Source organism: Pantoea sp. X-Soil-OKNW-556 (assembly GCF_059730695.1).
This window is the reverse complement of record NZ_AP035990.1, coordinates 1,645,897-1,667,316: the sequence shown is the minus strand read 5'-3', so window position 1 is coordinate 1,667,316 and position 21,420 is coordinate 1,645,897. Positions and strand designations below refer to the sequence as shown.

The 21,420-nt window shown below is 56.5% G+C and carries 22 protein-coding genes; all 22 read right to left on the bottom strand.

Annotation, left to right across the window (positions count from 1 at the left end; genetic code table 11):
* Positions 1-2,199, bottom strand: a complete 2,199-nt coding sequence (locus tag AC6I8T_RS07670) for a TonB-dependent receptor (protein ID WP_208725228.1) — start codon at positions 2,197-2,199, stop codon at positions 1-3.
* 232 nt (positions 2,200-2,431) lie between these two features.
* Positions 2,432-3,664, bottom strand: coding sequence for a beta-ketoacyl-ACP synthase (locus AC6I8T_RS07665; protein WP_021186048.1), 1,233 nt, complete (start codon positions 3,662-3,664; stop codon positions 2,432-2,434).
* The gene (locus AC6I8T_RS07660; protein WP_497833683.1) at positions 3,664-4,395 is read right to left on the bottom strand and encodes a 3-ketoacyl-ACP reductase FabG2; all 732 of its coding nucleotides are present in this window, start codon (positions 4,393-4,395) and stop codon (positions 3,664-3,666) included. Before AC6I8T_RS07660 ends, AC6I8T_RS07665 begins: the two co-directional genes overlap by 1 nt.
* Positions 4,392-4,865: a hotdog family protein gene (locus AC6I8T_RS07655; protein ID WP_021186050.1), complete on the bottom strand. Its 474-nt coding sequence runs from the start codon at positions 4,863-4,865 to the stop codon at positions 4,392-4,394. The genes AC6I8T_RS07660 and AC6I8T_RS07655 overlap by 4 nt, the downstream gene beginning before the upstream one ends.
* Positions 4,858-6,015, bottom strand: a complete 1,158-nt coding sequence (locus AC6I8T_RS07650; RefSeq protein WP_497833682.1) for a beta-ketoacyl-[acyl-carrier-protein] synthase family protein — start codon at positions 6,013-6,015, stop codon at positions 4,858-4,860. The genes AC6I8T_RS07655 and AC6I8T_RS07650 overlap by 8 nt, the downstream gene beginning before the upstream one ends.
* Positions 6,012-6,584: a DUF3261 domain-containing protein gene (locus tag AC6I8T_RS07645; RefSeq protein ID WP_415175119.1), complete on the bottom strand. Its 573-nt coding sequence runs from the start codon at positions 6,582-6,584 to the stop codon at positions 6,012-6,014. The genes AC6I8T_RS07650 and AC6I8T_RS07645 overlap by 4 nt, the downstream gene beginning before the upstream one ends.
* Complete coding sequence (locus AC6I8T_RS07640) at positions 6,581-8,902, bottom strand: MMPL family transporter (RefSeq protein WP_208725224.1); 2,322 nt, start codon at positions 8,900-8,902, stop codon at positions 6,581-6,583. Before AC6I8T_RS07640 ends, AC6I8T_RS07645 begins: the two co-directional genes overlap by 4 nt.
* Positions 8,868-9,479: an outer membrane lipoprotein carrier protein LolA gene (locus AC6I8T_RS07635; RefSeq protein ID WP_208725223.1), complete on the bottom strand. Its 612-nt coding sequence runs from the start codon at positions 9,477-9,479 to the stop codon at positions 8,868-8,870. The genes AC6I8T_RS07640 and AC6I8T_RS07635 overlap by 35 nt, the downstream gene beginning before the upstream one ends.
* Positions 9,476-9,892, bottom strand: coding sequence for an acyl-CoA thioesterase (locus tag AC6I8T_RS07630; RefSeq protein ID WP_208725222.1), 417 nt, complete (start codon positions 9,890-9,892; stop codon positions 9,476-9,478). The genes AC6I8T_RS07635 and AC6I8T_RS07630 overlap by 4 nt, the downstream gene beginning before the upstream one ends.
* Positions 9,885-11,579 carry a glycosyltransferase family 2 protein gene (locus AC6I8T_RS07625; RefSeq protein WP_208725221.1) on the bottom strand — a complete coding sequence of 565 codons (1,695 nt, stop codon included), beginning with the start codon at positions 11,577-11,579 and terminating at the stop codon, positions 9,885-9,887. The genes AC6I8T_RS07630 and AC6I8T_RS07625 overlap by 8 nt, the downstream gene beginning before the upstream one ends.
* The gene (locus AC6I8T_RS07620) at positions 11,573-11,920 is read right to left on the bottom strand and encodes a 3-hydroxyacyl-ACP dehydratase FabZ family protein (RefSeq protein WP_208725220.1); all 348 of its coding nucleotides are present in this window, start codon (positions 11,918-11,920) and stop codon (positions 11,573-11,575) included. The genes AC6I8T_RS07625 and AC6I8T_RS07620 overlap by 7 nt, the downstream gene beginning before the upstream one ends.
* Positions 11,907-13,235 carry an AMP-binding protein gene (locus AC6I8T_RS07615; RefSeq protein WP_208725219.1) on the bottom strand — a complete coding sequence of 443 codons (1,329 nt, stop codon included), beginning with the start codon at positions 13,233-13,235 and terminating at the stop codon, positions 11,907-11,909. The genes AC6I8T_RS07620 and AC6I8T_RS07615 overlap by 14 nt, the downstream gene beginning before the upstream one ends.
* A complete protein-coding gene (locus AC6I8T_RS07610; RefSeq protein WP_497833681.1) occupies positions 13,232-13,792 on the bottom strand; it encodes a COG4648 family protein in 561 nt (186 codons plus the stop codon). The genes AC6I8T_RS07615 and AC6I8T_RS07610 overlap by 4 nt, the downstream gene beginning before the upstream one ends.
* Before the next feature lie 7 nt (positions 13,793-13,799).
* A complete protein-coding gene (locus AC6I8T_RS07605; RefSeq protein WP_021186060.1) occupies positions 13,800-14,051 on the bottom strand; it encodes an acyl carrier protein in 252 nt (83 codons plus the stop codon).
* Between the two features lie 11 nt (positions 14,052-14,062).
* Positions 14,063-14,320: a phosphopantetheine-binding protein gene (locus AC6I8T_RS07600; RefSeq protein ID WP_021186061.1), complete on the bottom strand. Its 258-nt coding sequence runs from the start codon at positions 14,318-14,320 to the stop codon at positions 14,063-14,065.
* A 3-nt stretch (positions 14,321-14,323) separates the two neighbouring features.
* Entirely contained in the window at positions 14,324-15,121 is a 798-nt protein-coding gene (locus tag AC6I8T_RS07595; RefSeq protein WP_021186062.1) for a lysophospholipid acyltransferase family protein, read from the bottom strand.
* Positions 15,114-15,842 (bottom strand): beta-ketoacyl synthase chain length factor, encoded by a 729-nt coding sequence (locus AC6I8T_RS07590; RefSeq protein WP_036627713.1) that lies wholly within the window; start codon positions 15,840-15,842, stop codon positions 15,114-15,116. Before AC6I8T_RS07590 ends, AC6I8T_RS07595 begins: the two co-directional genes overlap by 8 nt.
* 174 nt (positions 15,843-16,016) lie before the next feature.
* Positions 16,017-16,409 carry a hypothetical protein gene (locus AC6I8T_RS07585; RefSeq protein ID WP_152521917.1) on the bottom strand — a complete coding sequence of 131 codons (393 nt, stop codon included), beginning with the start codon at positions 16,407-16,409 and terminating at the stop codon, positions 16,017-16,019.
* 228 nt (positions 16,410-16,637) lie between these two features.
* Positions 16,638-18,008: an efflux transporter outer membrane subunit gene (locus AC6I8T_RS07580; RefSeq protein WP_208725216.1), complete on the bottom strand. Its 1,371-nt coding sequence runs from the start codon at positions 18,006-18,008 to the stop codon at positions 16,638-16,640.
* A complete protein-coding gene (locus AC6I8T_RS07575; RefSeq protein ID WP_021186066.1) occupies positions 18,005-19,093 on the bottom strand; it encodes an HlyD family secretion protein in 1,089 nt (362 codons plus the stop codon). The genes AC6I8T_RS07580 and AC6I8T_RS07575 overlap by 4 nt, the downstream gene beginning before the upstream one ends.
* Positions 19,090-20,775, bottom strand: a complete 1,686-nt coding sequence (locus AC6I8T_RS07570; RefSeq protein WP_208725215.1) for an MFS transporter — start codon at positions 20,773-20,775, stop codon at positions 19,090-19,092. Before AC6I8T_RS07570 ends, AC6I8T_RS07575 begins: the two co-directional genes overlap by 4 nt.
* 2 nt (positions 20,776-20,777) lie before the next feature.
* On the bottom strand, positions 20,778-21,209 hold the full coding sequence (locus AC6I8T_RS07565) for a MarR family winged helix-turn-helix transcriptional regulator (protein ID WP_021186068.1): 432 nt from the start codon (positions 21,207-21,209) through the stop codon (positions 20,778-20,780).
* Between the last annotated feature and the right edge of the window lie 211 nt (positions 21,210-21,420).

Here is a 21,420-nt window from a genome sequence, read left to right as displayed (position 1 = left end):
TTAGAAATCGTAGGTGAGTGAGACTTTGACGGTACGTGGCTCCCCTTGCGTCAGGTAAGTGCCACTGTCATCGACGTTCGCCCAATATTTCTCGTTGGTGACATTATCCACTCCAACACGCCATACCATGTCGTTTTGGTTGACCTTCATCCGGTAGCGCAGCCCCAGATCCAACGTGGTGTAATCGTCCATTTTCATGGTATTGGCGAGGTCAGCATACTGTGAACCGGTATAGTTCAGCAGAGCGGTTGCCGTCAGGCCATCAACTGGTTTGATATCATATTCAGCGCCCAGTGCCGCAGTGAAACGGGGTACGCCAATCGCGTTTTTACCATTTTCGTTGCTGTCACCGGTTTTGGTCATATCCGGATCGATCCAGGTTGCACTGCCGTTCAGACGCAGACCCAGGAGCGGTTCACCAAATACGTTCAGTTCCACACCACGGTTGCGCTGTTCGCCATTCAGTTTGTAGACGCCGTCGTTCAGCACACCGACCGGTTGCTTGATTTCGAACAGCGCCAGCGTGCCACCAATACGCCCGTAGTCTGCTTTCACTCCAACTTCGTTCTGTTTGGCATGCACAATACCCGTCACGCTGCCGTAGTTAGAGGCAGTGAACGGCGCAGCCGTGCCCGGCGTGAGTGATTCAGTATGGTTGGCATACAGCGAGATATTGCTGGTCGCTTTGTACAGTAAGCCATATGCCGGTAACCAGCGGCTGCTGTCAAAGCGTGTTCCGGTATCTTCCACACCATCATAACCGTAGTTACGCACCACCACTTTCTGATGACGTGCACCTAAAGTCAGCAGCAACGAATCATCAAAGAAGCCCAGCGTATCACTCAGCAGATACCCCTGCGAACGTGAACGATAAGTCGTTAGCGGATCGCTGAATTTGGTGCCCCCAGCGAAGACGGTATCCGGTTCCGCCACATCGTGCGGATTATAGATGTTGATATCCGCATCGTTACCCGAAGACATGCGATAGGTATTTTTCGCATTCGAGGTCATTGCCGAGTAACCGATGTTGACTTTGTGCGTCACAAAACCGGTGGTGAAATCACCACGGATGCCCACGCTGCCACTCATGGTGTCCTGAATACGGTTAGTATCGAAACGGCCGATAGTGGCGTTGCCAGCGCGATCCAACACTTTCGGCGTGCCGTAGTTACCAATTTCGTGGGTGTGCTGCGCACCCAGCGCACTATAGACAGTCCATTGATCATTGAGATCGTATTCAGCTTTTGCCAGGCCGAATTCAGATTCGATATCACTGAATATCCAGTTCTGGCTGTAGTTGGTGCTATTAGAAGGTACGTCTGGAATAAAGTCGATACCGCCAATATTGATACCGTTGCGGGCATCATGGAAGGTTTTCTTCTGATACCCCACATCCAGCGAGGTACGCAGACGATCGCCACGGTAATCAAGACCCAATGAAGCAGCGGTGGTGCGTTTCTTTTCACCGTCAACACCGGTTTCACCTTCACGGTGAACAGCATTCAGGCGCACACCGAACTGGTTATTATCACCAAAACGACGGCCAATATCTGCGGTGGTGCCTAATTGCGAATCTGAGGTGTAATCCACACCCACGCGCGTCAGTGGTGTGTCTTCAGCATGTTTTGGTTCCAGGTTGATCATGCCACCGACACCCGTCTCGGCAGATCCGTTCAGCAGCGCGTTAGCCCCTTTGAAAATTTCCACCCGGTCAATCAGTGAGGCATCCATCACCTGACGCGGCACGATGCCTGCCAGACCACCGTAAGTCATGGCATCCCCATCCAGGCGAAAACCACGAATACGATAGCTTTCAGCAAAGTTGCCGTAGCCCTTCACGTTCTGCACGGTGGCATCGTTACGAATCACATCGGCAATGGTTTTTGCCTGCTGATCCTGAATCGCTTTGGAAGTAAAACCGATCACGTTGAACGGCACATCCATGGCATTTTGTTCGCCCAGCATGCCGAGACGGCCACCGTGCGCCACCTGTCCATCCAGGTAAGCGGGAACCAGATCGTTACCGCCAGGTTTGAAATCAGTCTGCGGTGTCGCTGTCACCGTCAGTGTCTGCTGTTCTTTTTTTGCCGCATCTGCGGTGGTGTTGGTGGTAGCAGCCATCACTGGCAAACAACCGGCACTGACCATTACAGCCAGCAGTGTCGGTTTCAGTCCGGGATTGAAAGGCGTAGTGCGCATGGATATCCCCTGATACAAACTTAATTGATAATCATTTTTATTGCGGTTTGCGATTATGCTGAGGACTGCGCCGAATGCAAGAAAAATCCAGGCATTTTCTTAACGAATTCCTGACGGGGCATGACAGAAAATTGATGTTGAGACGTAGCGGCGCGATTTATCGCGCGCCTTTGACTTTAATGCTACAGACAAATAACGCGCGATAAATCGCACGGCTACGGGAATGGTGGCGTTACATCCCTTGCCAACGGCGGAACACCAGAGACGTATTAATGCCGCCAAAAGCAAAGTTATTTGACTGGATATAATCCGTTTCGAGCTGACGTACTTCGCCCATGATGTAATCCAGCTTTCCGCATTCCGCGGCGGGCTGTGTCAGGTTCAGCGTCGGCACAAACCAGCCTTCACGCATCATCTCAATACTCATCCAGGCTTCCAGTGCCCCACATGCCCCCAGCGTATGGCCGAAGTAGCTTTTCAGGGAGGAAATCGGCGTATTTTCGCCAAACACCGCAGCGGTGGCCTGACTTTCGGCAATATCACCGCGATCGGTAGCGGTGCCGTGGGCATTAATGTAGCCAATTTGCTCCGGGGTCACTCCCGCCATTTGCAAGGCACGCTCGATGCAAATTTGCATGGTTTCCCGCTGCGGCTGTGTGATATGCGCCGCATCGCAATTGGTATAAAACCCGACCAGTTCGGCATAGATCGTCGCCCCACGCGCCTGCGCATGCTCCAGCGACTCAAGAATCAGGGTGCCGGCCCCTTCACCAATCACCAGCCCATCGCGCTGCTGATCGAACGGGGCTGGCGTCAGTCCAGGCGCCGCGTTTTGCTGGCTGGTGGCAAATAAGGTGTCAAACACCGCCGCTTCCGAAGGGCAGAGTTCTTCGGCTCCTCCGGCAACCATCACCGTCTGATAGCCGTGACGAATGGCTTCCCAGGCATAGCCGATGGCCTGGCTGCCCGAGGTACAGGCGCTGGATGTCGGGATGACACGACCACGCAAGCCAAAAAACAACCCGGCGTTCACCGCCGTAGTGTGCGGCATCATCTGCACGTAAGTGGTACCGGTGATATTGTTGGTGTGTTTTTCGGTCAGCATGGTGGCGAACTCACTCACCGGCCCGGTACTGCCGGTCGAGGAGCCGTAGGCGATACCGGTTTCCCCGCTGGTCAATACCGGATGATCAATTAACCCCGCCTGCTCCAGCGCCAGTTCCGTGGCGCGGGTCGCCAGCAGCGACACCCGCCCCATGGCACGAATGCGTTTGCGGGTGTAGTGATCCGGGAGCGTAAAATCGTCCACCGGCGCGCCCAGTTGCGTATGCAGACCATCGTAGATCTGCCATTCCGGCATGTTACGCACCGCGTTTTTACCCTGTTTCAGGCGCTCAGCTACCGCAGACCAACTTTCTCCAAACGCCGTGACACCGCCCATTCCGGTGACTACCACACGTTGCATCACAGCATACCCCCATTGATTGAAATCACCTGACGCGTGACATAACCCGCGATATCCGACATCAGATAGCTGGCCAGGCCTGCCACCTCCTCAGCTCCCCCCATACGTTTCATCGGGATCAGCTTCAGTGCTTCGTCGATGACCTGCGGTTCCAAATCGGTCATACCGGTATCAATCAATCCCGGCGCGATACAGTTGACGGTAATTTTACGTTTAGCCAGTTCAATGGCCAGCGCCTTGCTGGCACCGATAATGCCAGCTTTGGCAGCGCTGTAGTTCACCTGCCCGCGATTGCCCATGATGCCCGAGACTGACGATAAGGTGACAATCCGCCCCCCCTGGCGCAGGCCGATCATCGGCATCACACAAGGCTGAATCACGTTATAAAAACTATCGAGATTGGTGTGGATCACGCTGTCCCATTCTTCATCGCTCAATGCCGGGAAAGCCGCATCACGGGTAATACCGGCATTGCTTACCACGCCATACCAGGCACCAAAGCGGACGATATCCTGCTCCAGCGCTGCGCGCGTTGCCTCCCGCTGCCCGACATCAAATTGTATGGTGCGACCGCTACCGCCCGCCGCGATAATCTGCTCCAGCGTTTGCGTTGCGCCAGCGGCGTCACGGTGATAATGCACCGTCACATAGAAACCATCCTGCGCCAGCCGCAGGGCAATGGCACGCCCGATTCCTTTACTTGCGCCGGTTACTAAAACGCTACGTGTCATGGCTGATGTCCTTGTAATAGTCGTTGTAATTCATCGTCATCGGGTTGATAAGTGTTAAGGCGGCCAGTCGCCAGACACTCAGACTGATGACTTATTTTCCCTTCAAAACTGCCAAGCCGGTCATCACGCATCAGCAAATGCATCTCCACCTGCAAATGCGCTCCGGCTGGAAAAGTGGCTGCTATCGGGCGATACCCCCGCCCGCCGAGCAACATGCCGGGGCGGATCTGAGTTTCCCCCTGCTGCCGGGCATGAAAACCCGACCAGACGCCCACGGTCTGCGCCATGATCTCCACACCGAACCAGGCGGGCAGCTCCCCTTGCGGCGTCAGAAACGGTGCCAGTACGCCCTGCCCGTCAATGGTCACTGCGCAGATGACATGGTCAGCACTGACTGCGATAACACGATCCAGCAGCAACATCGGCGCACGGTGCGGTAAATATTCACTTACCGGCAGAAAATCAACCATCGACGCGTCCTGTAATCAGGCAGGTATTGTTCCCGCCAAAAGCAAATGAATTAGACGCGATAACCGGACGCCCCAGCGGCACTGGTGCGGTAATCAGGCCACAATCCGCTAAGGTGGTGTCGCGTTCCGCGCGAGAAAAATCCTGTGGAGGCAGCGGTAAATGTTGCTCCAGCAACAGCAACGACAACGCGGCTTCGGTGGCACCTGCTGCGCCTAACGTATGTCCCGTGAGGTGTTTGGTGGAGCTACAGGGTACGCGATCACCAAACAGCCGCTGCACCACGGCGGCTTCCACCTGATCGTTCAACGGCGTCGCGGTGCCGTGCAAATTGATATAACCAACCTGCTCTGGTGCTAAACCTGCCTGCTGCAACGCCATTGTCATTGCTCGTTCTGCTCCCACACCTTCCGGGTGCGGTGCCGACATATGCCAGGCATCCGACGACTCGCCAACACCCAGCAGCGCCAGGGGCTGAGGCTCGCGCGTTAACAACAACAACGCCGCCGCTTCACCAATCGAGATCCCGTCACGATCGCGGCTGAAGGGCGCACAATGGTGTTCAGAAAGTGATTCCAGACTGGCAAAGCCGTTGATCGGCATCCGGCTGAGCGAATCCGCCCCGCCCACCAACGCCACATCCGCCAGGCCTGCCGCAATCAGGCGCTCGCCGCTAATAATGGCGCGCGCGCTGGAAGAACAGGCCGTGGAGAGGGTATAAGCCGGGCCATCCAGTTGCAGATAATGCGTCAGGAAGCGTGAAGGATCGCCCAACTCCTGCATCCGGTAGTCATAGCCGCTTAAGCCGGCACTAACCTGACGATCCCCCTCATCAACCCCCGAGGTGCTGGTGCCAAGGATCACTGCCACACGATCGCGACCGTACTGCGCTACCGCCGCCTCGACCGCCGGGCGAATCTGCGCCAGCGCAGCCAGCAGCAGTTGGTTGTTACGGGTGTTATGCGCGGCCAGTTCGGTGGGGATGGTAGGAAGCTCGCCCAGAACTTCGCCAACCCAACAGCGTTTCCCCGCCAGCAACCAGCTCTCGCGCGGCTGCATCCCCGGTGCTTCGCCCTGTTGCAATTGGGCAGCGATCTGCTCGAGGCTGTTGCCAAGTGCATTAACCATGCCGTAAGCCGAGATGTAAATCATGATGCGTCCAGGTGTTGAATCTGAATTTGATAACCAAAAGCGCGCTGATCAATGCTGATCGGCTCACGTTGCGTGCCACGTTGCATATAACGGATCAACGTCACCACCGTACCGGATGGATCACGCAGCTCGCGACGATCGCCAATATCCTGCAACTGCCAGCCTTGAGGTAATTGTGGCTGCCAGGCGCTGATCGGCCAGTGGCTCAGCATAATATCTGCCAACACCTGGCTGGCGGGCGGCATCTCCGGCAGCGCCATCATCTGTTGGGTATGAATGCCGGTCGCATCATACGTGACGCGGAACAGACGAATGCCGAGCGACGATAACCCGGCAAGGCTGATATGTTGCTCATCCGCCGCCAACAGCACCAGCAACGATTGCGTTTTCCCTTTAACGTGACCGGTTAACAGCTGCTGCTGTTCGAAAGCCGGTGTAATCCCCGGAGCCGGTAGCGTGACGCGTACCCCCGGTTTGAGCCACGCCGTTGGCCGATGAGTGGGCTCTGTCTGACGGGCACAGCCACCCAGCAACAGTGCGATCAGCAGAAAAATCAGGCCCTTGTTCATGATTGCTTCCTTTTCCGGGGGGCCAGCGCCAGTGGCGCCAGTAAGAATGCGCAGAAGATGCCACTGCACAGCACCACACCAAAGCTACTGATGGCGCTGGTGCTGCTGAACACCAACATGCCCAGCGTCAGCAACGTCGTCATCATTGCCAGCGTCACTGCCAGCATTGAAGTCAGCGGTGTGCCGCGCGGGTTACTGAAGAACAGCGTGTAATTGATGCCGATACCCAGCACCAGGATCAGAGCCAGCAAGGCAAAAAGATTGAGACTGGCCCCAATCCAGCCAAGCGTCGCCAGTGCCGCCGCTAGCGAAAGCCAGGAAGGTAACGCGCTACGCAAGCCAGCTTTCAACCCCAGCCGTATCACATAACTCAGGGTGATCAATAGCAACGCTAACGCCAACAGCCCGCTCAATAATGTGCGCCAGAAACCAAACAGCTGGTCATAGCTGGCTTTGCGATCAACCCAGCTGACACCAGGTTGTTGCGCCGCCAGTTGTGCCAGCGCCGCACTGTCACGCACACCATTCACCGGCACCAACACGCTGCTGCGTCCATCCGGCAGCGACAGCCACAATAAACGCCAGCCTTCACTCAACGGACTTGCCAGCCAGTTTTCCGGCGTCACTGGCATGGCGTGCAGATCGGCTTCTGCCAGCGTCACGCCCGCTTGCTTCAGCCGTGCCGTAATGGTGGGGGCTGCTTGTGCCAGCAAGGTCAAATCCTGCTGCTGTCGTGCCAGCGAGTTAAGTGGCAGGATACGATACCCTTCCAGCCATCGGTGCTGCCGGGCCTGCTGTAACGCAGGAGCCAGCTCGCTCACCCGTTGCAGCGTTTGCTGCGGGTTATCCCCCCACACCACAAACCAGGTTTGATCGGCCTGCTGCCCGGTAAGCTGCGCCAGTTGCCGATCCTGGGCCAGTAGCTGCTGCGGTGCGCTTTGCAGATGGGCAATATCATCATCCACCCGCAGTTGCAGGATACCGAGCAGCGCATACATGGCGACCAGTGCCGGTAATCCCCACATCAGCACCCGCTGGCGTCGCCAGGCAGCGAGCCAGCGGGCCAGCCACACCATGCCGGGGATCGGGCGCACCGGCAGCCCCCGCACCAGCCAGGGGTAGAAGCAGATCACCGTCAGGCAGGAAGCACTCAGGCCACTGGCGGCGAATACCGCCAACTGGCGCAGACCGGGAAAGGGTGCCAGCAGCATCAGCAGCCAGGCGATAGCCGTGGTGGCCAGCGCCAGCAGCAGGGTGGCGCGCACCTTCTGCAAACTTTGCCAGGGCGATGCCTCGTTGCCGTGCACCATGCGCTCGGTCAGGTAGTACAGGGTGTAATCCGCTGAAATGCCAACAATACTCAGGCTCATCACCAGCGTGGTGAGATGCAACTCGCCAAAACAGAGCAAGGTCGCTACCGTCCCCGCCATCGCGCCAATCGCCACCGACAATGCGCACAACGCGAGTGGTCGCAGCGATCGGAACACCAGCCAGATCAGCAGCAACAATCCCGCCAGCGTCGCACTCCCCAACGTCTCGACATCATGCTGCGCGCGCTGGCTGGCATCATCGCTAAATAACACCGTGCCCCGCGTCAACAGCCGGGCATCCGGCCAGCGCGTTTTCAGTTGCTGCTCCAGTTGGTTGAGTGCCGTCACCAGTTGATGACTTTGCCGGATACTGAAGGCATTGCTGTCCAGCTCGCCGTGCAAAAAATACCAGCGCCGCTGCTGTGGGTCATTCACCGTCAACCAGCCATTGTGCAGCACCATTTTGCTGGCATTTTGCTGTAAGGCCAGCTGCGCCCCACGCACCAGCAGCAGCGGATCGTGCTGTAACTCCTGGCTGCTCACGCCGGCGAAAGCGGAAAACAGTTGCGCCAGAATCCAGTCTGCCTGGTCTGCCCCGCCGCTTTGCAGCCGCGCACGCGTGGCGTCGTCAATCAAACCATTGCGATTCTGCCAGGCGAAGGCACCCCAGCGCTGCATTTGCAGATCGTCCATTGCGCCACTGACTTGCTTCAGTTCCGGTAAAGCCTTGAGCTGCGCCTGCCACCAGGCCGCCACGGCATCACCGTCATCGGCGTTACTGCTCACCAGCCAGACCAACTGACGATCCAGACGTTGCATAAAAGCCTGCTGAATCTCGGCAGGAGCCTGGCCGAGATTCTGCTGCGGCAACAGCGCCAGCACGCTGCTGTTTAGCTGGCTACGCGGTAACAGGCAGGCCAATGCGATAGCCAGCGCCAGGCAGACCGTCAACCACACCAGCGCCAGATTTTTTTCACGGTGTCGGAGCAAAACGCGCGCGCTCCTCATCGGTCAGATGGCCGGGTTCGGTCCGGGTATCGCTCAGGGTGATATCGGTTTTATCTCCCTGCTTATCGTCCAGCTGGATGCGGTTAAGATACGCGCCCCCCTGCAACTCGATACGGTTGAAAATTTTATTCAGTGGTGCCGCTTTCGGCGTCAGTCCCAGTTGCCAGTTTTCATTGCCCTTATCCTGAAAATCGAGGGTGAAATTCTCTTTCAACACTTTTTCATCAGCCTGGAACAGGGCGCGTAGCAGATGATTAAACTGGAACATTTGTGGGTTGCTTTCAGCCGTGATCACCTGTGGCGGTTGACCGCTCATGCTTTGCACCATGCGTTTATCATCCAGAATCAGCGTCATCGGGAAAGGCGTATTCTGTTGCCACCACAGCCCTTGCTGTTGGGCAATCAGCAACTGTCCGCGTGAGACCAACGGCTGCGCCATTCCGGCGATGGTGCGTACCTGAACGAAGTTGGCACGAATAACCGGCTGACTGGCAAAACGTTGTTGCAGTTGCTCAAGGGTCACCGCATGCGCGGCGACGTTCCACAACAACAGCAACGTCAGCAAAAATCGTTTCACGGTTGTACCCCCAGGCGTTCAAACAATATGGCGGGCGAGACAAAACACATTTCCTGCGTGGCCTGATCCACCGCCACCTGAATGGTGTGGGCTTTGGTGGTCAGTTGTCCGGCGGCATTGTGGATGTGGTAATCAATCCGCAAACGGTTTTCATATTCCACGATGGTCGCGCTGACCCGAATGCGCTCTTCGCAGCGCAGTGGCTGACGGTATTTCACCCGCGTATCTACCACCGGCCAGACGTAGCCACTGGCCGCCATCTCGTGGTAGCTGTAATTCACGCTGCGCAACAACGCCTCGCGTGCCGCTTCAAAAAAGCGGAAATAATGGCCGTGCCATACCACTCCCATTGGGTCGCAGTCGTTAAACGAAACCACAATTTCCACCTCGGCACGGTGGTTCGACTCACTCATCGCGACTCTCCTCTCCCGGTAAGCTCCAGAAATCATAAAAATTGAACCAGTCCAGCGGAGCCAGAAAGGCGTGATGCTCCAGACGTTGCGCATAGCGATCCACCGCCTGCTGCAATGCCTGCTGACGAGTGGCACGGGGCAGAGATAAAGGGGAGGCAAAGTTTTCGCAATACACCCGTAATTTGCCATGCTGCTGCAAGGCAAACATCAGCAAAACCGGACAACGTAGCGCGGCTGCCAGTAAAAACGGTCCCTGTGGGAACGGTGCTGGCTGGCCGAGAAATTCACTCCAGATCACGCGTCGCTCACCGCCACGCTGGCGATTGACCGCTGTGCGATCGCCAACAATCGCCACCCACTCTCCGGCGTCCAGTTTTTGTTGCAGCAGGATCGCTGTATCCGGACCCATATCGGTGACCGGCATCAGATTAACCCCTGCCTGCGGCGCGATACTTTCCAGCACTTCGCGAAAGCGTTGCGCGTTATCGGTAAACACCAATGCGTTGATCACCAGGCCGCTGACCTGCTTCGCCATGGCGCGGCACGCTTCGATATCGCCCAGATGTGAAGCCAGGATCAGATGCCCTTTGCCATCGGCGGCACGAATGACCGCTTCCGCCCCTGGTGCGAAATCAATATCACGTCCCCACTGCACATCACCGCGCCAGCTCGCCACCTTATCCAACATGCTGTAACCGAAGCGCAGAAAATGGCGGTAGCTATTGAGGGGTGCAGGCAACCTGAGATGTTGCTGTTGCGCACAGCGCTGAATCTTTGCCAGCCACTGCTGTGACGCCGCGCGCGCATGGCGTCCGCTGAGCCAGTACACCGCAACCACCGGCCACAGCAGCAGCACAAAAGGTCCCCGCCCGGCATGTTGATACAACCACAACATAAACCGCAGCCCCCATTGACCCCGACGTTCCGGGGTTGCCGACCAATGGCGGTCACTGCCCCGCTGACGGAGCAACTGTGGGATGCGCGGCAGCATGCCGAAGAATAAACGGGTGTGCATCCACGAGATGCGCAGATTGTCGTGCAACGCATCAAAATGCGACACACCGGTTACCGGATAGGTCACGCGCGTGGACAGAAAGCGGCTCGGCGTACCCTGCCAGTAAAGGCGCACCATAATTTCTGTATCAAAATCCATCCGCTGCCCAATCGGCTGGCGATCGCATAACGCCAGCGATGGCACCAGCGGATAGACGCGGAAGCCACACATGCTGTCTTTTAACGAAAACGAGAGCGTCTCTATCCAGACCCAAAAATGGGTGATGTAGCGGCCATATAAACGTGACTTAGGAATCGAGGCATCATACAGCGGCTGACCGGAAATCAGGCTGTGCGGATAGCGCCGTGCCTCCTCCAGCATACGGGGCGTGTCTTCCACCTGATGTTGACCGTCCGCATCCAGCTGTAATGCATGGCTGTATCCTCTGGCTGCGGCAACGCGCATTCCAGCGATCACCGCGGCACCCTTACCTTGATTGGCTGACAACCGATGGACATGCAGATCGGGCGCGTTGAGATCATCAATCAGCTGGCGGGTTTGAGCATTGCTGCCATCATCCACGATGATAATTGGCAAATTAAACGGTGCCAGACGTTGCAACACCGACGCCAGCATCGCGCCGTGGTTATAGCAAGGGATCAGCACACAGGGAGAAAAAGGTTCACTCAGCACAGGCGAATCTTCCCACTGCTGGCAATAGGTTGGGCGCCGTCAGACAGTAACCGATATTGAAAACTGAGCAGGGATTTCTCTGCCTGCCAGTTGAGCTGGAGTTCCAGTTCAGCGTCCGGTGGCACCGGCTGCTGAAACTTGATGTTCTCAATCGACGAGAAGGCTTTGCCTGGCACCAGACGCGTCAGCCCGTAATAGAGCACCCAATCGAGTTGCGCCACACCGGGTAAAATAGGGAGCGTCGGAAAATGGCCCTGAAACCATAGCAGGTCGCCAGGTACACGTAATCGCAGCGTCAGCGCTGTCTCCTGTTGCTGCACATCAAGTTCAATCGGCAACATGAAAAAGCTCCTCAATTTGCGGCCAGGCGCGCTTACTTTGCGCGGTAACCGGGATGGTCGTCACTACACGCCAGTAGCGAGGCATCGCCACCGGCTCCAGCCAGGGTTGCAGCGCCTGTCTCCAACGCTGTTTGCAGTGTGACAGCGCAGCAGGTTCAGGAAGCTGTGTGATTGCCAGCACCACGCCAATCGCCTGGCGACCATGACGCTGGATCGCCAGCGCTGCCGCATCGTTCACACCCGGCAAATCCAACAGACGTCGTTCGATTTCGCTCAGTGAGACGCGCTTATCTTCGATTTTTACCACCCGATCCTGGCGGCCAGCCAGTTGAAATCGCCCCTCCGACTGCGGCAGGATACGGTCGTCCAGCGCACAACCTGCAGGTGTTTCCAGCAACGGGGAGAACACACGCCAGTGCGCATTTTCCTGACGACAAAGTTCTACTGCCGGGAAACATTGCCACGGCGTCTGCCCGGCACTGAGATAACGCCAGGCAATCACGCCGGTTTCAGTGCTGCCATAGATCTCATCGACGCTACAACCCAACCATTGCTGCGTGCGCTGTGCATCGGGCCAGGGTAACGCCCCGCCGGCGGAAACGATTAACGCACAGCGCGGCAGATGCAGTGACGCGTCCAGTCGACGTAAAAACGCCGGGCTGCTGATAAACGCATAACGGCGTGTAGGGGTCTGATCAGCGAGCTGTTCACTGTAAAACAACTGCTGCGCGGCAAAGGGTAAACCCAGTGCCATTGGCAATACGATTCGGAAACTCAGGCCATAGAGATGCTGATGGCTGACGGAGGCAATGACATGGCTGTGTTGCAGGCGCTCTCCCCACAACGTGGCCAGCCATTGCGCTTCAAGGTCCAGCGCGCGAACGGATTTCACCACCGGACGTGGCGTTCCTGTTGAGCCAGAAGTAAACAACACCAGGGTTGCGTCAGCGGCAATCGCAGTCAGCTCCCCTTCCGCCTGCGCGCCATCCCAAAGCAGATGCGGCAACGAAATGGTCAGCGGCATATCGCTGATCACCCCATCAATATTGGCCGCCATCTCTTCCAGTTGTGCTGCCCGGCAATGACCCGGGATCACCGGGGTTTTCCCCAGATGCCATAACGCCAGCAGGGCGACGGTGAAGTGATAACTGTTGTCGAAGCACAACGCCCAATGTTGTCCCGGCTGCGTCTTAATGCGTGCAGATAACGCAATCACCTGTTGGCGCAGCGTGGATAAGCGATATTCCTGCTGACCCTGCCAGGCCACCAGGCGATCCTCTGCGTTGAGCCAGCTGGCGATGGGCTGTACGTTCATGCCTGTTTCCTCATCCGCTGACGCAGCAGCCATTCGCCGCCCATCAGCATTCCCATCAGCAGATAACTGATGCATCCATTCCAGAGTGTCCATAGCGCGAGATCCGCCCGCAGGCAGGTCATTAACGCCACGCTGCCGTTAAAAACAAAAAAAAGGCACCACACCTGAGTCACATGTCGGGTGTAGCGCACAGCACGAGGCGGTAGCTGCGGTTCACGTAACCGGGCGATGCGTTCCACCAGCGGCATGCCTCGCCATAATGACGTGCCAAACAGCAGCAACATCAGGGCATTGACCACCACCGGATACCACAGCAACAGATGTTGCTGACGCAGCACCAGGCTGGCAAGACACAGCAGGCTTCCCACCAGCGCCAGCAGCAACCCACCTCGCGCCAGGGCACCGTGAGACTTACGTAAGCTCCAGCCGCGCAGCACAAACAGCACGGCAAGCACCAACAACAAGGCGCGCCAGTGCGGATACGTCAGCGCCAGCCAGACCAGCAACGGCCATGCGAGCAGGGCGATGCCATTCAGCAGACGCAGTGCCGCACGCATTTTGTTCTCAGGCTTCACGCATCAATTGGTCAACGGCATCCACCACATCCTGCACGGTACGCACCGAGCGGAAAATTTCCGGTTTGATCTTGCGACCAGTACGTTTTTGCAGGTGCACCACCATATCGACGGCATCAATGCTGTCGAGTTCGAGGTCCTCATACAGACGCGCATCCGGACGAATGTCGTCAGCATCAATTTCAAACAATGAGGTCAGCAGCGCCGCAACTTCCTGGTAAATCTCGTCTTTATTCATCATATTTACCGCTCTCAGGCTTGCTGTTGTTCAATAAACGCAGCCAGCGTGGCCACGGAAAAAAAGTGCGCGCGCAACGTTTCACTTTCAGCGGAGAGCTGAACGCTAAAACGATTCTTTACCGCCAGTCCCAGCTCCAGAGCATCGATGGAGTCCAGCCCCAATCCCTCGCCGAACAGGGGGGCATCGGTGTCAATATCATCAACGCTGATATCTTCCAGATTCAGCGTGTCGATAATCATTTGTTTTATTTCGTTGTTCAGTGATTGCATAACTTACTTTATCTCGTCAGGGACCAGTGCCTGTTGCAGGTGGCGCGTCAGGCGACGCGCTGCCAGCGGCTGTGCATCTTCATTGGCTTCGCTAAAGCTCTGGCTATCAATACGCGATTGTACGCGTACAGTAAAAAGGGGTTTAACCGGCGGAATCTGATACCAGCGACTTTGTTTATCCAGCATACGCTGGGTGCAGCTGATATGAACCACGCGCAGATCGCATCCGGCGCGGACCGCTATATTCGCCGCACCGCGTTGCAGTTTCAGGGGTTCGCCATAACGGGTGCGGGTACCTTCAGGAAAAATTAGAATGGTATCGCCGCGCGCCAGGCGTTGCTGACTATCCGGCAACAGCGTTTCTGCTTCGCTGTTGATCAGGTAATCGGCAGCACGAATAACGCCGCGTAAAAAGAAGCTGTGCTGCAACTCGGCTTTGACCAGGCAATCCATCTCCGGTAACACCGAGGCAATCATCACGTAGTCGATGAGTGAGGGGTGATTGGCCACAATCAGGCAGCCACGATCCTGTTGCAGTAACTCCGCCCCTTCAATGCGGTAGTCGTATACCCCAACCCAACGGCAGAAGCGTAAAAAACAGCGGAAACTGCACGCGATACTGCGACGCGCAAGCTGCCGCCGTCGCGTCGCGTCGCGTTGCACCAGCAGTAGCACATTGAACCAGATCAGGGACAGCAGTAAGCCTCCCACACTGAACAAGGTAAAACTTACGGCGGTCATCACCAGCCGCCAGTAATAATTGAAGCCTGAACGTTGCAGTGACAATGTGTTATCAGCCATGTTCACGCTCCCACTGCCAGCGATGGCGTTCACCCTGAATACTAAACGCTACCTGCTGGCTTAACAGACCATGCAGGCACAGCAGGCTCTGTGGCAGAGTATCGGCCTGGTCAGTGTGTCCAGGTTGGGCCTGACAGCGCCACATGGTGCCCGTCCCCAGCAACAACGCGACCGCATAAGGTGCATTGAATGGCATCTGCGCCAGCCAGGGGCGATAGTAGTCCGGGACCTGCCCGTCAAAATCCACCAGCAAAACCTGCTGATAACCCGCCTGATGTAAGGCGGCCACTTCAATCAGCCCTTGCTGGAAACTGTCCATGCCTGCCGCAACGGACGTCGCAACCAATGGCTGACGTGCGGCAATGGTCAAACTGCCAACCGCCGAGTTGTGAACCGACATGGCGAAATCGGTAGGCGATAGCGCTTGCTGATGTGCCAGCGCCGTGAGGATGCGCAGATTACGCTCCAGCTCTCCATGACGGCTGGTAAAGACCACCGCATCGACCTGCTGACGGGACAACAACGCCAATCCACACTCCACCGCCGCACGGCTGCCATTGCTCAGGCGACGGGCAGTCATCATCGGCAGAAATTGTGATTTTGCGAGAGGTTGCGTGGCATCAATCAATGGGGGCTGTTGCGCCCACTGGTGCCAGTCGCTGACCAGGTCAAGCCCGGGCGCCATAGCGTGCCAGTCAATAAGCGTGTAAGCGAGTTTCATACCTGCATTCTTTCATGAGCTATAGGGACGGTGAAATTGTCACTGTGTGGCATCCCTTCCTTGCCTGACTCCCGTCATCCGGCAAATCTCTGCCAACATCAGTTGGGCCAACGGCCCAGCTGATCATATGTCGGCAGTATACTGATTAACTTTATCTACGTATGGTCGAGGCGACTATTTTGCAGCCTGTGCCGCAAGGCGCAGTTGGATATCCTGGTCAAGGTTGTGAACCCAGCGGTTGTAATTACGGTGAATCTGACCACCACTGGCCAACAGGTTCTGGCTGCCTACATATTGAATGCTGTAGCTCTGAGGGGTGTAAGTCACGCGAATGTCAGCTGAGTGACCGCGCTGTGCCAGGCGGCCATTGATCACGCCAGGTCCGGCAGGTGTCATTACCCACTGGCGACTGATGCCCGCCTCAATAATGGCGCTTTTCATTTGGCTATCGCTGTAATGCTGGCTCAGCGACTGGTTGATATTATCGATTGGCTGGGTGCGTGATACGCATCCGGTTAACAGCACTGCCGCAATAACCAAAGCGCTACCCAATGTTTTCTTCATCATTTCCTTTTTTTCCCTTGTCATGGCAACCCACTAAAGCGGCCGCGCGTGTAAAAAAACCTACACTCTTCCGTAAAGACAGCGTGAAATGGCGCGGATAATACCATTTATTGTAAAGACAAGTAAAAAAAAGCATGAATGACTCAAAGACCCGAAGCAAGCCTTTAAAAGTCAGATAAATCGCTGATGGTGCAGACATACCTGCCAGAAAATGCAGTTATCGGGCAATGATTAACCTTTCCATCCTCCTCCCAATGCCCGATAGAGTTCGATTTGCGCCAATAAGAGGGTGTTTTTCACACTGACGACGCTGAGTTGGGTGTTGAACAGGGTACGCTGGGCGTCCAGTTCATCAAGGTAGGAGGCGTAACCATTTTGATAGCGGTTACGGGCGATGCGCAGCGCTTCACTGACGTAGTTTTGCTGTTTCTCCAGTTCCGTCAACTGTTCCTGATTGCGACGAATCGCATCCAGTGCGGTATCCACTTCGGCAAAGGCATTTCTCACCACTTTTTCATAGCCATACAGCGCCTGATTGCGTGTCGCCATCGCCACATCAACTTGTGCCGTCAGGGCTTCGCGGTTGAGAATCGGTGCCAGCACGCTGCCGCCAATGCTCCACAGACGGAATGGATTCGCCAGCAATTCATGCAGATGATAACTTTCCAGGCCACCGCTGGCCGTGAGATTCAGGGTGGGCAGCAATTGCGCTTGCGCCGAAGCGAGCGAGGCATCGGAAGCCAATAACTGACGCTGCGCCTGAACGATATCCGGACGGCGGTTGAGCAGTTGCGACGGTAACAGGTTCGGCAGCGTCTGCGGCATCACCTGGTTGAAATGATCGGCGCGGGCAATCTCTCGCGGGTTCATCCCTACCAGTACGCTGAGGGCATTTTCCTGCTGGGTAATTTGGTGCTGCAACTGCGGCACCTGCGCTTTGGCCGTTTGATACTCTGACGACGCCTGCATCCACTCCAGCCGTGACGAGTAGCCGGTTTCAAACTGACGCTGCGCCAGCCTGAGCGAATTGGCGCGTGAGGTCAGCGTATCCTCGGTGACGCGCAACTGTTCATCCAGGGCACACAGGCTGAGATAACCCGATGCTACCGAACTGGCAACGGTTAATTCCGCCGCTGAAGCCGCCGCGCGTTGGGCTTCCAGTGAAGCCTCAGCCGCGCTGATGCTATTGCTGCGGCTGCCCCACAAATCCACCTCGTAATTGGCCTGTAATGATGCCTGAAACACCGCATTCTCATAAGGCAAACCGGTAGCCGCAGAGATGGCGCGCTGATGCGTGGCGCCTGCCCCTGCCGTCAGACTCGGGTAGTCATCGCCCTGTGCGGCGCGCAGTTGCGCACGATATTGATCGACACGGGCACGGGCGGTGAGAATATCGCTGTTGTGCTGCAACGCCTGACTGACCAGGCGGTTGAGGTTGTCATCGCCAAAGGCACGCCACCACTGCGCTTCCGGCACAGCGCCCGGCCCCACCTGCTGACGCCAGCTTTCCGGAATCGGCAAGGAGGTCGGCGCTTTATCCACTTCGGTGGCACAACCGCTCAGCCATAAGGCGGCGAGCGTTGTCAGCAGCAACCGACTCATAGTTTGTCCTCACGCGGCTCTGCTGCCGTGTCGATATCCACCTCAACCGACATCCCGGGACGCAGTTGCTGTAAATCACCATGTACCTTGATTCGCACCGGAATGCGCTGCGCAATTTTGACGAAATTGCCGGTGGCGTTATCCGGCGAAATCGCGCTGAACTCAGAGCCTGCCGCAGGAGAGATGAACTCCACCGTGCCGTCGTAACGCTTGCCATCCAGCGCATCCACACGAATGGTCACCGGCAACCCTGGCCGGATACGTGCCAGCTGCGTCTCTTTCAGGTTGGCGATCACCCATTTATTGTCCGGCACGACTGACGTCAGGCGCGTGCCTGCCGTGACATAGGTGCCTTTGCGCACCGACAACTGGCCGAGTTGGCCGTTATCCGGGGCAATGATGCGGGTATTGGCGAGATCGATCTCCGCCAGCTCCAGCGCCGCCTGCGCATTGGCGACATCCCCCTCGAGCGAAGCGCGATTCACAATCACCGTTTGCAGATTCTGCTGCGCAACCGCCAATTGCGCCTCGGCCTGACGCACCTGCGCCTGCGCCTGGGCATCCGCTGCGCGTGCCGCATCGCGCTCCCGTACCGATAAGGAGCCGTCGGCGGTAAGATTTTCCACTCGTTTCAGGTCAAAACCACTTTTCAACGCCTGCGCTTTGGCATTGTCCAGTGACGCCTGGTTACTGACGATAGTGGCTTGCGCGCTTTTTCGCTGCTGCTGATTGTTATTCAGTGCCGCTTGTTTCATCGCCAGTTGCGCCTGTGCCTGATGCACCCGCTGACGATAGATACGATCATCAATGGTCATCAGCAACTGCCCTTTTTCCACCGGCTGCAAATCCACCACGTTGACTGACGTCAGATAACCGCTGACTTGCGGGCTGATAAACGTCACCTGCCCCCGGACGTAAGCGTTCTCCGTTGACTGGATGGTGCTGGTGAATGGCCACAACTGCCAGGCATACAGGATCACCAACACCCCGACCAGCACGATGCCGCTGCCTGCGGCAATTGAGAGGATACGTCGACGGTTGATGCGCTCACGCTCTGCGGCCTGAAGATCGTCCTGTTGACTCATGATGTCTCCGTTCGGTTAGCTGCTAATGCCTGCTGGCGCTGTTCCGCCAAATTGCGTCGTGCCTGACGCCAGTTGAGATAACGCAGGCGCGTCAGACGCCATAACACCCACATCAGGGTCATCAGCGCCAGGCCCGCTGTCAGGTAATAGGTATCGTTATAAGCCAGGATATTGGCCTGCAAAGTAGAAACGGTTTGCAGCTGACTGCCGCTTTGCGCACTGAGTAGCGAGCCATCCGGGAGCTGACTGCTGAATAGCGCGCTGTACTGGCTTAAACGCTCAGTCACGTTGGGATTGAGTTGCGACAGTTGATCACCGAGCAGGCTGGAGTGATATTTTTCGCGCCACGTCTGGAAAGTGCCGAGGATCGCCGCACCAATCAGCCCCCCCAGGTTCTGGCTCATACCGAACAACACCACAAAGCTCACCAGGTTTTTCGGCTGCGTCACCACGCTGCCGATGCCAAACAGCATGGCTGGCGTCATAAAGAAAACGCTGCTGAAGCCCAATAAAAATTGGCTGAAATACATGTTATCGCCGCGTGTCAGCGGGCTGGATTGCGCGTCCATCAGTGAAGCGATGATCATCACCACCAGCGAGAAGACAATTGGCCAGCTGAGATGGCTGGGCCTGATGGTCAGCGCACTCAGCGCCATGCCAGCCATCACGCCACAGATAATTGCCAGTGCCATACCGCGCATCTGGTCATTAAGCAAACCCAGTTGCTGCAAGAAACCCACCGCACCCGTGTTTTGCTCCGCCAGTACGATGCGCATCATAATCATCACAATTCCCAGCCGGATCATCATGCCGTTACTCAGCCAGCGGGTGTTAATCAGCGGATTTTGCCGGTTATGCTCCAGCACCACGGCGGTGACAATCAACACCAACGCAATGGCCAGCGCGATGCCCAGCCACGGCGTGGTAAACCACCATTCAATGCGTCCCAGCGACAGCACCGCGCAGATCAACGCCATGCCAGGCGCCAGCAAAATAAAGGTGAGAAAATCGAGTTTTTCGAAAGCTTTAATACGATCACCCGGCGGCAGTTTCACTACCAGCACGCACCCCAGCGCGATCATTGCCAGACCCAGTTCAAACAGATACAACCCCCGCCATTCATCCAGCTGCAACAGTTCAGTGGAGAACAGCCGCGCCAGCGGAATTGCCAGCTGCGAGGCAGTCAGACCGATGACCAGCGCTTTCAGGCGGTGCTTCGCGGGCCACGCCTGGATTTGGTAGTAGATACCCAATGAACTGAGCGCCGCGCCAACCATGCCATGAGCGGTACGTACAATTATCGCCGAGCTGAGATCGTTAGCCAGCAGATGGAAGAACGCCACCAGCACGTACAGCACCAGAAAGGCCTCGGTAAACAGTCGCAGACCAAACTGTTGACGAAACTTCACTAGCAACAAATTGATGGAGATATTGCCCATCACATAAACCGCCGGTAGCCAGGCGATTTCGTTGGAGTACGCACCGAAGGTGCCTTGCAGATTGGTGAGATTCGCCGTGACCAGCGCATTGCTGAGTGCGCCGGTGAGGGAGATCAGCATACCTATCAGACCGAAGGCAATGCGTTTCGCCGGTGAATGGAGAGGCGTAGAGGGTGACCCCGGTAGCATCGGCTTTTCATGCGGTAGCCATTCACGCTGGGCATAGGGGTTACGCTTTGCCATAGCTACAAGGTTCCCAGCCGCGCCAGAAGTTGTTGCAACACCTGTTCGGTTATTGCCAGCGCCTGGGGATCAATATCCGCCAGCAACTGAGCGCGCAGCGCATCTGCCTGGGCTTTCACTTCTGCATAAGCGACACCGCCCTGCTCCGTCAGCACCAGCAGGCGCTTACGCCGGTCCTCTGGCGGCTGAACTCGCGCCAGCAATTGTTGCTTCACCAACCGATCCACTAATGGCACTACACTGGCTTCTTCCAGACCAAGCAGCAGCGCCAGCGCTTTTTGTGTTGGCGGTTCACTGGCGGTCGCCACGGTGGCAATCGCCATCCAGCTACTCATGCTCATGCCACTCTCTTTCAGACGGCGATCAACAGCCAGTCGCCACGCATGAGCGGTGAGATGTAACAGACGGGAGAAGGGTTGGGGATATTGGCTCAAAGAGTAGCAACCTAATGGTTAGATATCTAACTAAATTTTCCGCTATTATACGCAGACCCAGTTGCGAATGAAAAGTGCTCTAAATTAGTGTCCATACGCGCCGATAATTGTAGTGCAAATCTGTCACCAGCAAGGAATCTGTACAGCTTCCTTGTATAAGTTCCATCACAAAAAAGTCGCTATATCTGGCTGTAAGTTAATTAATAGCACA

Bases quoted from the DNA above. Each gene is read 5' to 3' on its own strand.
- AC6I8T_RS07630 (WP_208725222.1), bottom strand. From the start codon at position 9,892: ATGAGTGAGTCGAACCACCGTGCCGAGGTGGAAATTGTGGTTTCGTTT.
- AC6I8T_RS07575 (WP_021186066.1), bottom strand. From the start codon at position 19,093: ATGAGTCAACAGGACGATCTTCAGGCCGCAGAGCGTGAGCGCATCAAC.
- AC6I8T_RS07665 (WP_021186048.1), bottom strand. From the start codon at position 3,664: ATGCAACGTGTGGTAGTCACCGGAATGGGCGGTGTCACGGCGTTTGGA.
- AC6I8T_RS07595 (WP_021186062.1), bottom strand. From the start codon at position 15,121: ATGGCTGATAACACATTGTCACTGCAACGTTCAGGCTTCAATTATTAC.
- AC6I8T_RS07620 (WP_208725220.1), bottom strand. From the start codon at position 11,920: ATGTTGCCGATTGAACTTGATGTGCAGCAACAGGAGACAGCGCTGACG.
- AC6I8T_RS07640 (WP_208725224.1), bottom strand. From the start codon at position 8,902: ATGAGGAGCGCGCGCGTTTTGCTCCGACACCGTGAAAAAAATCTGGCG.
- AC6I8T_RS07610 (WP_497833681.1), bottom strand. From the start codon at position 13,792: ATGCGTGCGGCACTGCGTCTGCTGAATGGCATCGCCCTGCTCGCATGG.
- AC6I8T_RS07655 (WP_021186050.1), bottom strand. From the start codon at position 4,865: ATGGTTGATTTTCTGCCGGTAAGTGAATATTTACCGCACCGTGCGCCG.
- AC6I8T_RS07590 (WP_036627713.1), bottom strand. From the start codon at position 15,842: ATGAAACTCGCTTACACGCTTATTGACTGGCACGCTATGGCGCCCGGG.
- AC6I8T_RS07600 (WP_021186061.1), bottom strand. From the start codon at position 14,320: ATGCAATCACTGAACAACGAAATAAAACAAATGATTATCGACACGCTG.
- AC6I8T_RS07650 (WP_497833682.1), bottom strand. From the start codon at position 6,015: ATGATTTACATCTCGGCTTACGGCATGGTTAATGCACTTGGCAACAGC.
- AC6I8T_RS07580 (WP_208725216.1), bottom strand. From the start codon at position 18,008: ATGAGTCGGTTGCTGCTGACAACGCTCGCCGCCTTATGGCTGAGCGGT.
- AC6I8T_RS07660 (WP_497833683.1), bottom strand. From the start codon at position 4,395: ATGACACGTAGCGTTTTAGTAACCGGCGCAAGTAAAGGAATCGGGCGT.
- AC6I8T_RS07670 (WP_208725228.1), bottom strand. From the start codon at position 2,199: ATGCGCACTACGCCTTTCAATCCCGGACTGAAACCGACACTGCTGGCT.
- AC6I8T_RS07570 (WP_208725215.1), bottom strand. From the start codon at position 20,775: ATGGCAAAGCGTAACCCCTATGCCCAGCGTGAATGGCTACCGCATGAA.
- AC6I8T_RS07645 (WP_415175119.1), bottom strand. From the start codon at position 6,584: ATGAACAAGGGCCTGATTTTTCTGCTGATCGCACTGTTGCTGGGTGGC.
- AC6I8T_RS07605 (WP_021186060.1), bottom strand. From the start codon at position 14,051: ATGATGAATAAAGACGAGATTTACCAGGAAGTTGCGGCGCTGCTGACC.
- AC6I8T_RS07585 (WP_152521917.1), bottom strand. From the start codon at position 16,409: ATGATGAAGAAAACATTGGGTAGCGCTTTGGTTATTGCGGCAGTGCTG.
- AC6I8T_RS07615 (WP_208725219.1), bottom strand. From the start codon at position 13,235: ATGAACGTACAGCCCATCGCCAGCTGGCTCAACGCAGAGGATCGCCTG.